The organism is Streptomyces sp. MBT65 (genome assembly GCF_016612545.1).
GTDB lineage: Bacteria > Actinomycetota > Actinomycetes > Streptomycetales > Streptomycetaceae > Streptomyces.
The window spans coordinates 1-11,084 of the sequence record NZ_JAENRY010000327.1 but is presented as its reverse complement, the minus strand read 5'-3'; the positions used below and the strand labels follow the sequence as shown (position 1 = coordinate 11,084).

The following is an 11,084-nucleotide window of genomic DNA, read 5'->3' as shown; positions in this document are numbered from 1 at the left end:
CGACCCCGGCCGGGGCTCCGGCCTCGTCGTTGGGGACGATCCGCTCGGGCACGTACGCGCCGGTGCCGAGGATCCTGACGTCCCTGATCGGGCTGCCCGTACTAAGGATCGTCGCGTCGTCCATGCGGCTGCCCTCCCTTCGCATGGTGCGTGGATGGAATGAACGGACGGGTGGCGGCCGTCCCGACTACGCGCCCCGCACGGGGGGCGCAGCCGGGACGGCCGCCGGGGTGGGCTCAGCGGGTGGTGTAGAGGCGTTTGTGGCCGCTGATGCCGGCCAGCCGGTAGGGGCCGGTGGTCTGGGCGGGGGTGGTGTGGTCGCCGCCGTCGGAGGGCAGGCGGTGTTCGTGCAGGGCGCGGTAGCCGGCGTAGTCGACCTCGGTGCGCCGGGTGATGGCCTCGCGGTGCGCGGCGGTGCGCAGATGCTCCCGGTAGCCGGCGACGACGGTGCCGGCGAAGAACTCCGCGACGCTTCCGGAGCCGTAGCTGAGGAAGCCGACGGGGCGGCCGGTGAGGTCGTCGGCCTGGTCCAGGAGGGCGGCCAGGGCGAGGTAGAGGGAGGCGGTGTAGCTGTTGCCGACGACCCGGTTGTAGGCGGTGGTCCGGCCCAGGGCGGCGGTGACGGTGCCTTCGTCGGTGTCGCGGCCGCAGTAGTTGAGGAGGTGGCGGTGGGCCTTGTAGGCCATCTTGGTGAACGGCTGGTGGTAGCAGAACGCGGCGAACTCCTCCAGGGTGCGGCCGCCCTGCTCGGTGTAGTCCTTCCAGGTTCCAGGTGCCCTCGACGGCCTGGAGGTAGGCGCCGACCGATTCCTGGCCGTCGACCAGGGCGGTGTCGCGGTAGTTGGGGCGCCAGAAGTCCATGACGTCGGCGGTGAACACGCCGGAGGGGTCCTCGATGCGCACCAGGGCGGGGTCGACGCCGACGAGCATGGCGACCGCGGCGGCGCCCTGGGTGGCCTCGCCGGGGGAGTCGAGGTCGTAGCGGGAGACGTCGCTGGCGATGACGAGGACCTGCTGGGCGGGGTCGCGGCGGACGAGGCCGACGGCGAACTGCAGGGCGGCGGTCGCGCCGTAGCAGGCCTGTTTGAGTTCGACGACGCGGGTGGCGGAGGGCAGGCCGATGAGGGAGTGGACGTAGATGCCGGCCGCCTTGGCCTGGTCGATGGAGGACTCGGTGGCCAGGATGAGGGTGCGGATGCGGTCGGTGCCGTGGCGGGCGATCAGGGGCGCGGCGGCGGTGGCGGCGAGGGTGACGATGTCCTCGTCGGCGGCGGCCACGCTCATCGACTCCTGGCCGATGCCGGCATGGTATTTGCCGATGTCGGTGCCGTTGTGGGCGGCGAGCGCGGTGTGCGGCAGGACGAACTCGCCGGTGGCGAGGGACAGGTCGTGGATTCCGATGGACAGGGACATGGTCAGGCACCCACCTTTGCGGTCTTCGGGTCGCGTTCCAGCTGGACGTGTGCGCGCATCAGTTCGCCGGGGTTGGTCTGCGCGGCGAGCAGGGACAGCTCCCCGCACAGCACGCCCGCCGCGGCGATGACGGCGAGGCGGCGGGCGTTGTCGCCGGGCGCGCGGTCCTCGCGGCAGCCCAGGCGGGTCAGGTTGGTCTCCACGAAGCCCAGGCCCTTGCCGTTGCCGACGGTGCCGACGATCAGGTTGGGCAGGGTGCAGGCGAAGTAGAGGTCGCCGTCGCGGTCCTCGGCCATCGTCACGCCCTGCGAGCCCTCGACGATGTTGGCCGCGTCCTGGCCGGTGGCCAGGTAGAAGCCGAGCAGCATGTTGGCGTAGTGGGCGTTGGCCGAGCGCACCCCGCCGGCGAGCAGGGTGCCGAGCAGGTTCTTGCGCAGGTTGAGTCGGGCGACCTTGGCGGCGGTGGTGTGCAGGACGTCGTGCACCACGTCGCGGGGGACGAGGAGTTCGGTGACGACGTTCTTGCCGCGGCCCAGGATGCCGTTGACCGCGCTGGCCTTCTTGTCGGTGCAGTAGTTCCCGGAGATCGAGCCGTAGGAGATACCGGGAACGGTGGCCAGGAGGTGGGCCAGCAGGGCGTCGGAGGCGAGGGTGGCCATGTTGTGGCCCGAGGCGTCGCCGGTGGAGAACTCGAAGCGCAAAAACAGCAGGTTGGCGTTGATCTCGTGCCGTACGGCGAGCAGTTGGGCGTAGCGGCTGCAGCCGCGCACCACCTCCCGCAGGTCCTCGATGCGCGCCTGCACCAGCTGTGCGGCGCTGTGGGCGGCCTGGGCGTCGGTGGCCTCGACCAGGACGGAGCGGGTCATCCGCTCGTCCACGAGGGTGGCGACGATGCCCTCCGGAGTGAGCATGGAGACCTTCGCGCCGCGGCCCACCGAGGGCCACAGCGGTGACTCGTAGGTGGCCAGCGGGATACGGGTCTCGGTGCGGGCGACGTTCCCGGAGATGCGCAGGGGGCCCACCCAGCGCATCGGGATCCCGGCGGTGGCATGGGTGGCCGTGGCATGGGTGGCGGTGGCGCGGGTGTCGGTCATCGGGTGCTTCCCGTCGTCGGGGCGCGCAGCGCGCCGGAGCTGGAGCGGCGGGCGAGGGTGCCCGTGTCGATGCCGCGGTCGGCGCAGAAGGCGCGCAGGGAGCCGTGGACGAGCAGGTCGCAGCGGGTCAGAGCGGCCGGGGTGGGGGCGCCGAGCATCGTCTGCAGGGCCGCCAGCTGGTCCAGCCAGCGGGCGAGCTGGGCGGTCAGGGCGTCCACGCCGCCGTCCAGGAGGGTGCGCAGGAAGATGCCGGAGGCGCCGACCGCTCGGGCTCCCAGGGCCAGGGCGCGGGCGGCGTCCAGCGGGGTGCGCACGCCGCCGGAGGCCAGCAGCGGCATCCCGGTGTCCTGGGCGTCCAGCAGGCAGGCGGGCGCGGACTGGCCCCAGCCGTGCAGGAAGCCGTACTCGCCCAGAGCGCGGCGGCCGTTCTCGATGCGGGCGAAGTCGGTGCCGCCCCGTCCGCTGACATCGGCGGCGGCCACGCCCAGCGTGGCCAGGAGCTGGACGCTCTGGCGGCTGAGCCCGTTGCCGACCTCCTTGACGATCACGGGGATGTCGACGGCCGCCGCGATCTTCTCGATCTGGCCCGGCCAGGCGGCGAAGGACCGGTCGCCCTCCGGCATCGCGGTCTCCTGCGCGGTGTTGACGTGGATCTGCAGCGCGTCGGCCCGCAGCAGCTCGATCGCCCGCCACACGTTGTCCACCGTCGCCGTCGCGTTGACGTTGGCCAGCACGAACCCGTCCGGGTTCTCCTCGCGCAGCACCCGGAAGGTGTCCGCGCAGGAGGGGTCCTTGAAGTAGGCGTTCATCGACCCGGACGCGATGGGCACCCCGCTCTCGCGGGCGGCGGCCGCCAGGTCCCGGTTGATGGCGCCGGTGCGGGCGCTGCCGCCGGTCATCGCGTTGACGTAGAGGGGCACCGGCCAGGACAGGCCGGCGAAGGAGGTGGCCAGGGACACCTCCCGGCGGTCCAGGCCCGCCAGCGCGTGGTGGACGAACGACACCTCGTCGAACTGGTTGACCCCCTGCGGGGTGTCCTGCTGCTCGATGGCGAGCCGGACGTGGTCGTCCTTGCGTTGAGCACTCATGTGTGCCGGTTCCTTCCGGGCTCCCGTGCGGCGGGGCGCACCGGCAGGGGATGCACCCCGGCCGCGTTCCACTGCCGCCGTACCTGACAGATGTGCCGGTCCGCCGCCGCGTCCAGCAGGGCGATACCGCAGTCGCCGCCGCCCGCCCCCGACGGCTTGGCCGCGCCGCCGGCGGCCTCGGCCGCCTCGCACAGCCGGGTCAGCCGGTCGGTGAAGATGCCGAGCCCGACCGCCTCGTCCAGCCGTGCCAGCTCCCGGCGGGCGGTGCGGATCTGCTCCAGCAGCCCGGCGTCGTCGCCCCGCTCCAGCGCGGCGGCGGCCGCCTCCACCAGCTGGTTGGAGGCGGTGGTGTAGCGGCCACGGGCCGTACTGCCGGGCCGGCCGCGGTGGTGCAGGCCGGCCACCAGGGAGGCGGTGGAGACGGGCTCCCCGGTCCAGCCGACCTCCAGGCGCAGCCCGGCCGGCGCCGGCAGCGGCCGCACCGTGTGGCCGGGCCAGGGCGCGGCCAGCGCCCGGCCGACACCGACCCGGCGGGCCAGGTCGAGCACGAAGTCGCGGTCCGGCGCCCGGTAGAGGATCCAGCCGCCCCAGGCACTGGCGGCCAGATCACCCCCCGAACCCTTCGGATCGACCCGCGCGCCGGCCAGCATCGCCAGCCGGTAGCGCTCACCGGCCGACAGCTCCACCCCGCAGAACCCGGCCACGGCGTCCACCGCCGCCACGGTCACCGCACCGGAGGAACCCAGCCCGTACTTGCGGCCGCCCTCGTGCAGCCGGCTGCTCACCGCGATGTCCGCGCGGGGCAGGGACATGCCGCGCTCGGCCAGCAGCGCGCCGACCGTCTCGATCGCCGACACCACGTACGCCAGCGCCCCGCCGTCGCCGCCGCAGGGGACCAGGCGTCCCTCCCGCCAGCGCCAGCCGGCCGGCCGCGCGGTGAGGTCACTGCGGATCCTCACGTCCGGGCCGCCCGGCCTGTCCTGCGGGGCGGTGACCGTGACGGTGAGGTAGCGGTCCACCGCCACCAGGATCGCCGGGTTGCCCGGCTCCACCACCGCGTACTCGCCCGCGACGAACAGCTTGCCCGGCGCCCGCCGCACCACCGTGCGCCCCGCGGACAGCCCCGCCGCCGTGGCCGTCACCGGCCGGTCCCGTCCAGCAGACGGGCCCCGGGCCCCGGGCCGGCGACCAGCACCCGTGCCGCCGGGACGGCCTCGCCGACGGCGGCGGCCACCCGCCGCGCGTCCGCGCGCCGGCACAGCACCTTCACGTTCGGTCCGGCGTCCATGGTCGCGTACGCCGCCACGCCCTCCCGCCGCAGCTGCAGCACCCGGTCCAGCACGGTGACCGTGGCCGGCGACAGATAGCGCACCGCGGGCCGCGCCGCCAGCATCGTCGCGTGCATGCCCAGCGCGTTGCGCTCCGCGATCTCACCCACCGCCTCCAGGTCGCCGCGCCCCAGCGCCGCCCGCATGGCGGCCAGGTCGGCCCGGCTGGAGGCGGCCCACGGCCGGTACAGCGGCGAGGTGTCCACGGTGCGGCGCATCGCCTCCCGGCTGGAGACCGTCTTGGGGCCCGCGTCGACCACGGCGACGACCAGCGCCGGGTCCAGGCCGCCGGCGGCCGGCACCGGCTCGGCGTAGGAACCCGCGTCCGCCGCCGCGCCCGTGGCACCGGGCGACCCGGCGTGCCAGACGGCGAAGCCGCCGAACACCGACCGCGAGGCCGACCCGGAACCCCGGCGCGCCAGCCGGGACAGCCCGCCGGCGTCCAGGTCCAGCCCGTAGGCGGCCGCGGCGGCCACGGCCAGCGCGGCGAACCCGCTGGCCGAGGACGCCAGCCCCGCCCCGGTGGGCACGGTGTTGCGGCTGTCCACCACCGCCCGCCACGGCAGCCGGGCCCGCTCCCGCACCAGTTCCAGGAACGCGCCGACCCGCCGGGCCGCCTCGCCCGTCGCGGGCACCCCGTCGAGCGTCACCTCGTCGCGGCCGGCGGTGGCGTCCAGCCGGACACGGGTGGTGGTCGGGAAGACGTCCAGCGTCATCGACAGACTGTCGGTCCAGGGCAGGATCAGCCGCTCGTCCCGCTTGCCCCAGTACTTGACCAGCGCGATGTTCGGATGCGCGACCGCGGTGACACCGGCGACGGCGTCCGCCCGCGGCCCGCCCGGCATGCTCCGCACCGGCCGCGGTACGGCCTTCGCGGGCCGCGGCGCGCTCTCCACAGGATGCGGCGCGGCCTCTGCCTGCGGCGCGCCCGGCGCGGTCCCCGCCACTCGCGGTGCGGTGTCCGGCAGGACCGTCGCGGTCTCCAGCGGGCCCGGTGCGGTGGTCGGTCGTTGTTCACGGCGCATGGTTGTCGAGCCCCTTCAACGGTACGAGCCATGTCTGTACGGCGCCTGCCTCGTGCAGCCGCCGGGTGACCTCGCGGGCCCGCTGCGGCGGGGCCAGCGCGATCATGCAGCCGCCCAGACCACCGCCGGTGATCTTGGCGCCGAGGCTGCCCGCCCCCAGCGCGGCGTCGACCAGCCGCTCGATGGGGCCGGTGCTCAGGCGGGCCGCCCGCAGCAGCGCGTGATAGTCCGTCATCCGCCGGCCCAGGTCACCGGCCCGGCCCTCGGCGAGGTCCAGCTGGGCCGCCTCGGTCAGCCGCGCGGCCCGCCGTACGAACCGTGCCCGCGCCCCGGGCCGGCGCTCGAACCCCTCCCGCAGCAGCTCGACCGCCTCCCGGGTACTGCCCGGCTCACCGCTGTCCGCGACGATGAACAGGCCCTCGCAGCCCAGCCTCAGCTCCCGCGTCCGGCCCGCCTGGAACAGCAGCGGGCGCAGCGCGCCGACGGTCATGGCGTCGACACCGCTGGCCCTGCCGTGCGCCATGTTCTCGGCCGTCTGCACCAGTTCGAACGCCGTGGCCTCGTCCAGCTCGCGCCCGAAGAGGTCGGCCAGCGCGAACGCGATCGCCCGCGAACTGGCCGCGCTGGAGCCCAGCCCCCGGCCGTGCGGGATCGCACCGTCGAGGATCACGTCCAGATGCGGCCGGCCGCTCACGCCCATCCGCGCCCTGAACTCCGCGGTCAGCCGGCGCAGACCGTCGGAGGCCTGCGTCACCATCGCCCGCGAGGGGGAACCGGTCACCGTGTAGGACAAGTCGCCCTGCCCGTCGCCGGGCTGGGAGGACCATCCGGCACTGGCGGTGACCGTGAGCTGCGGGATCGGCAGGGCGAGCGCCGGGGCGCCGTAGACGACCGCGTGCTCTCCCAGCAGGATCGCCTTGGCGTGGGCGCGGCCGATGCCGACCGAGCGGGTCCGGCGGCTGTCCGGCACCCCCTCCGCCGAGGTCGGTAGAGTCAACGCACTCAGCTCCCTATGTCTGTTGTGCACGGAGATGTCTGTTGTGCAGAGAGGCCGTACGGCCATGCCGTGCCGTGTCATGGCGTGCCGGACCGCCCCGCCCGGCGACCCGGAGATCCGGAGGCCCGGAGAGGGTCGTGGATGAGGGGCGGAACGGGGCCTGCGAGGGCGTACGGCGGCAACTGCCCTACCCGGCAGGGGACTTCGGGGACTTCGCCGGCGGCGCGGTGGCGGCGGGGCATCGGCGGCACCGCCCGGGTGTGCCGGGCGGCGCGGCGGATGCGGTGGAAGAAGCGGTGAAAGAAAAGGTGCCGCGCGCCGGATGACGGCGACCGCGGCACGCGCCCCCTGCCGCGGTACGGCCTCGCGGCGGCTTTTGGGCAGGGGAGATGTAGGGAGATAGTGACACGGGGTCAGGCCCCCCGCCAACACCGCACCGAAGTGACGTGGGTCACTCGAACGGGGGGTGGATCCGAGACCGGCACAACCGGCGCAGCCGCGGCTGCCAGGGCAGTCGCGGCGGGCACGTCGGGGGTTCTTCGGGCCTATGGGGCAAGGAAGTTGAGGCACCGTCAGGAGCTCGGACGGCCTGGAAGCCGGAAGCCGGAACCGAAGTGCGAGGCCGGAGCCGGAGTGCGAGGGCTCGGGGTCTGAGAGCCGGAAGCTGGGAGCCGGAGTATGAGGTGCGGGAGCCGGGAGCGCGAGGCGCGGAGCCCGGCGTTCGGGGTCGGTGCCCGGGCCGGTGTCCGGTCAGGGCCTGCGGTGCAGGGCGATCTCGGTGAGTTCCTCGATGTCGAACTCGGAGCGGCGGTTCGGGGCGCCGTAGCGGGTGATCTTCCCGCGGCTGACCCACTTGCGGATCGTCGCCTCGGACACCCCCACGGCGAGGGCGGCCACTTTGGTGGGGACGAGCCGGTGGCTCGGTGGCTTGATCATGCGCTGACACCCTTCCGCTGCCGTTCCATCAGTGTGCGCAGCCCCAGCCACTCGCCCACGTTCCACGCGTGCCCCGAGGAACAGCGGATGCTGCCGCCCGAACCCGAACCGGCACCCGTACCCGAACCGCCACCCGTACCCGAACCGCCACCGCCGCCCGTGCCGGTCGCGCGCTGCGGCAGGGCGCTGATCGTCCCGGGGCAGCCGTCCACCACGCAGCCGCGGATGAGGGCGTGCAGGGGATGGGGGTCGGGGTCGATGGTCTGGCGCAGTTCGCCGACGAGGCGTTCGATCTCCTCGGCGAAGTCGTCCGCCGGGGGCTGGCCGGCGAGCCATTCCAGATGCCGGGTCAGAAACCGTGCCAGGGAGGGAACGGCCCGCGGCGGAGTGGTGATCCCGCGTTTTTCCGCGACCATCGACGACCACGACTCGAGAACGGTCTCGATGTTGTGGCGGGCGTCGAGCACGGTGATGTCCAGGTGGTCCCTGCGGCGGCTGCCGGAGACCTTGGTGGGATTCGTACGTCGGCCCGTCAGGGACGCCTGGTGCAGGCATTCCTGGTGAAGGGCGGGAAGCACCCGCAGATGGTGCGCCGCCCTTCGCACGCACGGGGCGCAGAGGACGGACCCGGCGGCGGCGACGCTTTCCTGGGGGTGACTCCTGGGGCATGACTGGGAATTCATCGAAACTCCTTCACGAGGCGCCTGGGCCCCGCAACCGCTGTCCACAACTCTGTTTTTTGATATCCCGTGATATTCCGTGATGTCCCGTGCCGATCACGGCAGTTGACCCGGTGCTTTCGTCCGCCGGGGGCTGCCGCGCCCGCCTCCGGCGGTCCTTTTACGGCTCCCCGGCGGTTCCCCGGCGGTTTCTTCCATTACCCGCCGGGTGACTCGAGTCCCGATACAGCCCCGTTCGGGAACACGCCGGTGAAATGCGCTCCCCGATTCCTCAAGGCCTTTTCCACCCGCAGCCGAGCCCTGGTCGAGCGCCTGCGCCCACGGTGGCCGCAGGAAGGGAGGAACTGTGGACGGTACGCACGCAGGCGAACGCGCAGTAGACGCCGGACTCCTCGCAGGGCCGCTCGACACGACGGCCGATACGACGGCCGACCCGCCGGCCGGTGCGACGGCCGGTCGGTTTCCCCCGGGCGGGGCCCGTCCGCCCGGGGACCCCCACCCGCGCGCCGCGGCACCGCCGCCCGGCGACGGCGCGCCGGCGCATCTGGAGGTGTGCCTGGTCGGTGCCGGACCCCGGGGCCTTTCCGTCCTGGAACGGCTGTGCGCGCAGGAACGGAAGTCGCCCCGCTGGGACACCGTCACCGTGCATGTCGTCGACCCCGACCCGCCGGGCTCGGGCCGGGTGTGGCGCCCCAGCCAGTCGCGGCACCTGCTGATGAACACCGTCGCCTCGCAGGTGACGGTCTACACCGACGCCAGCGTCCGTATCGACGGCCCGCTGGAGGAGGGCCCGAGCCTGTACGAGTGGGCGCGCGCCCTGGAGTCGGGCACCCTGGACAGCTGCCCCGCACCGGTGGACGGCGCGGAGATCCTCACCGAGGCCCGCGCGCTGGGTCCCGACACCTATCCCACCCGCGCCCTCTACGGCTCCTATCTCACCTGGGCGTTCGGGCGGGTCGTCGCGAACGCCGCCGCGCATGTGCGGGTGCGGGTCCACGCGGCGCGCGCCGTCGCCCTCACCGACGCCGACGGCCGCCGGGCCGGGCGCCAGAGCGTCACCCTGGAGGACGGCACCCGGCTGGGCGGCCTGTCCGCGGTCGTCCTGGCGCAGGGCCACGTGCCGGCACGGCTCTCGCCCGCCGAGCGGCAGCTGGACCGTTTCGCCGCCCGGCACGGGCTGACCTATGTGGCCCCCGCCAACCCGGCCGACGTCGACCTCTCCTTCGTGGGCCCCGGCGAGAGCGTGCTGCTGCGCGGGCTGGGCCTCAACTTCTTCGACCACATGGCCCTGTTCACCCGGGGCAGGGGCGGCGTCTTCACCCGCACCGGCGGACGCCTGGTCTACCGGCCCTCGGGCCGCGAGCCGCGCCTGTACGCCGGATCGCGGCGCGGGGTGCCCTACCAGGCGCGCGGCGAGAACGAGAAGGGCGCCCACGGCCGCCACCGCCCCCGGCTGCTGACGGCCGGCTGCATCGCCGCCCTGCGCGCCGGCGACCGGCGCAGCACGGCCGTCGACTTCGCCGCCGACCTGTGGCCGCTGATCTCCAAGGAGGTGTGCGCCGTCTACTACGCGGCCCTCCTCACCCGGCGCGGCGAAGCGGCCGCGGCGGCCGAGGAGTTCACCGAGCGCTATCTGCACGCCGAGCCGGGCACGGCCGAGGACCGCCTGCTGGCGGAGGCCGGCATCGCCGCGGCCGAGCGCTGGGACTGGGAGCGCCTGGCCCGCCCCTACGGCACGGAAGGCTTCCCCGACCTGGCCACCTTCCGGACCTGGCTGCGCGGGCATCTCGACGAGGACGTCCGCCTGGCCCGCCAGGGCAACGTCAGCGGACCGGTCAAGGCGGCCCTGGACGTGCTGCGCGACCTGCGCAACGAGGTCCGTCTCGCCGTCGACCACGCCGGCCTGTCCGCCGCCTCCCACCGCGAGGACCTGGAGGGCTGGTACACCCCGCTCAACGCCTACCTCTCCATCGGCCCGCCGGCCTCGCGGATCGAGGAGATGGCCGCGCTCGTCGACGCCGGCGTCCTGGAGGTGACCGGCCCCGGCCTGCGGGTGAGCGCGGACCCGCACGACGCGGACGGCCCCTGCTTCGTGGCGACCTCCGACATCCCCGGCGTACAGGTCAGGGCCGGTGTCCTCATCGAGGCCCGGCTGCCCGCGATCGACCTGCGGCGCACCGCCGACCCGCTGATGAACCAGCTGCTGCGCACCGGCCAGTGCCGCCCTTACCGCATCCCCGCCACCGACAGCACCGACGGCGGCAGCACCGACCGCACCGGGTACGAGACGGGGGGACTGGAGGTGTCCGAGCGGCCCTACCACCTCGTCGACGCCCGCGGGGTGCCCCACCCGCGCCGCTTCGCCTACGGCGTGCCCACCGAGTCCGTGCACTGGGTGACCGCCGCGGGCATCCGCCCCGGCGTCGGCTCGGTCACCCTGGAGGACTCCGACGCCATCGCGGCGCCAGGGGGCGGGGGCCTGGGGCACGGCGAGGACCGCCGCCGCGATGGCGTCGGAGTCCT

The 11,084-nt window shown here is 74.3% G+C and carries 10 protein-coding genes and 1 pseudogene; 2 read left to right on the top strand and 9 right to left on the bottom strand.

The annotated features are described in order from the left end of the window. Nucleotides 1-236: 236 nt before the first annotated feature. The 7 genes and pseudogenes from JHN63_RS53380 to mvk all read right to left on the bottom strand — a co-directional run bounded on the left by JHN63_RS53380 (nt 237) and on the right by mvk (nt 6,945). Complete coding sequence (locus tag JHN63_RS53380; RefSeq protein WP_234478531.1) at nt 237-686, bottom strand: hydroxymethylglutaryl-CoA synthase; 450 nt, start codon at nt 684-686, stop codon at nt 237-239. A gap of 286 nt (nt 687-972) precedes the next feature. Continuing rightward, nucleotides 973-1,413: pseudogene (locus tag JHN63_RS53375) on the bottom strand (hydroxymethylglutaryl-CoA synthase); the annotation flags it as partial. Between the two features lie 2 nt (nt 1,414-1,415). Then, the gene (locus JHN63_RS42955) at nt 1,416-2,507 is read right to left on the bottom strand and encodes a hydroxymethylglutaryl-CoA reductase (RefSeq protein ID WP_200690558.1); all 1,092 of its coding nucleotides are present in this window, start codon (nt 2,505-2,507) and stop codon (nt 1,416-1,418) included. After that, nucleotides 2,504-3,595 carry a type 2 isopentenyl-diphosphate Delta-isomerase gene (fni, locus tag JHN63_RS42950; protein ID WP_200690557.1) on the bottom strand — a complete coding sequence of 364 codons (1,092 nt, stop codon included), beginning with the start codon at nt 3,593-3,595 and terminating at the stop codon, nt 2,504-2,506. Before fni ends, JHN63_RS42955 begins: the two co-directional genes overlap by 4 nt. Further along, nucleotides 3,592-4,737 carry a phosphomevalonate kinase gene (locus tag JHN63_RS42945; RefSeq protein WP_307782118.1) on the bottom strand — a complete coding sequence of 382 codons (1,146 nt, stop codon included), beginning with the start codon at nt 4,735-4,737 and terminating at the stop codon, nt 3,592-3,594. Before JHN63_RS42945 ends, fni begins: the two co-directional genes overlap by 4 nt. Beyond that, nucleotides 4,734-5,768, bottom strand: a complete 1,035-nt coding sequence (mvaD, locus tag JHN63_RS42940; RefSeq protein ID WP_200690560.1) for a diphosphomevalonate decarboxylase — start codon at nt 5,766-5,768, stop codon at nt 4,734-4,736. Before mvaD ends, JHN63_RS42945 begins: the two co-directional genes overlap by 4 nt. A 169-nt stretch (nt 5,769-5,937) precedes the next feature. Beyond that, on the bottom strand, nt 5,938-6,945 hold the full coding sequence (mvk, locus tag JHN63_RS42935) for a mevalonate kinase (protein ID WP_234478530.1): 1,008 nt from the start codon (nt 6,943-6,945) through the stop codon (nt 5,938-5,940). A 137-nt stretch (nt 6,946-7,082) separates the two neighbouring features. Between mvk and JHN63_RS42930 the strand changes: the two genes are divergently transcribed. Further along, a complete protein-coding gene (locus JHN63_RS42930) occupies nt 7,083-7,271 on the top strand; it encodes a hypothetical protein (RefSeq protein WP_200690555.1) in 189 nt (62 codons plus the stop codon). Nucleotides 7,272-7,695: 424 nt separating this feature from the next. Here the strand turns inward: JHN63_RS42930 and JHN63_RS42925 are convergent, their stop codons facing one another. Together JHN63_RS42925 and JHN63_RS42920 are read right to left on the bottom strand one after the other, a co-directional pair. After that, a complete protein-coding gene (locus JHN63_RS42925) occupies nt 7,696-7,881 on the bottom strand; it encodes a hypothetical protein (RefSeq protein WP_200690554.1) in 186 nt (61 codons plus the stop codon). Beyond that, nucleotides 7,878-8,459 carry a hypothetical protein gene (locus tag JHN63_RS42920; protein WP_307782117.1) on the bottom strand — a complete coding sequence of 194 codons (582 nt, stop codon included), beginning with the start codon at nt 8,457-8,459 and terminating at the stop codon, nt 7,878-7,880. The genes JHN63_RS42925 and JHN63_RS42920 overlap by 4 nt, the downstream gene beginning before the upstream one ends. A gap of 646 nt (nt 8,460-9,105) precedes the next feature. On the opposite strand from JHN63_RS42920, the gene JHN63_RS42915 reads away from it, so the two are divergent. Next, nucleotides 9,106-11,084 (top strand): FAD/NAD(P)-binding domain-containing protein (locus JHN63_RS42915; protein WP_200690559.1); only part of this gene is annotated, 1,979 nt, incomplete at its 3' end.

Bases quoted from the DNA above. Each gene is read 5' to 3' on its own strand.
- JHN63_RS53380 (WP_234478531.1), bottom strand. From the start codon at position 686: ATGGCCTACAAGGCCCACCGCCACCTCCTCAACTACTGCGGCCGCGAC.
- JHN63_RS42955 (WP_200690558.1), bottom strand. From the start codon at position 2,507: ATGACCGACACCCGCGCCACCGCCACCCATGCCACGGCCACCCATGCC.
- fni (WP_200690557.1), bottom strand. From the start codon at position 3,595: ATGAGTGCTCAACGCAAGGACGACCACGTCCGGCTCGCCATCGAGCAG.
- mvaD (WP_200690560.1), bottom strand. From the start codon at position 5,768: ATGCCGGGCGGGCCGCGGGCGGACGCCGTCGCCGGTGTCACCGCGGTC.
- JHN63_RS42925 (WP_200690554.1), bottom strand. From the start codon at position 7,881: ATGATCAAGCCACCGAGCCACCGGCTCGTCCCCACCAAAGTGGCCGCC.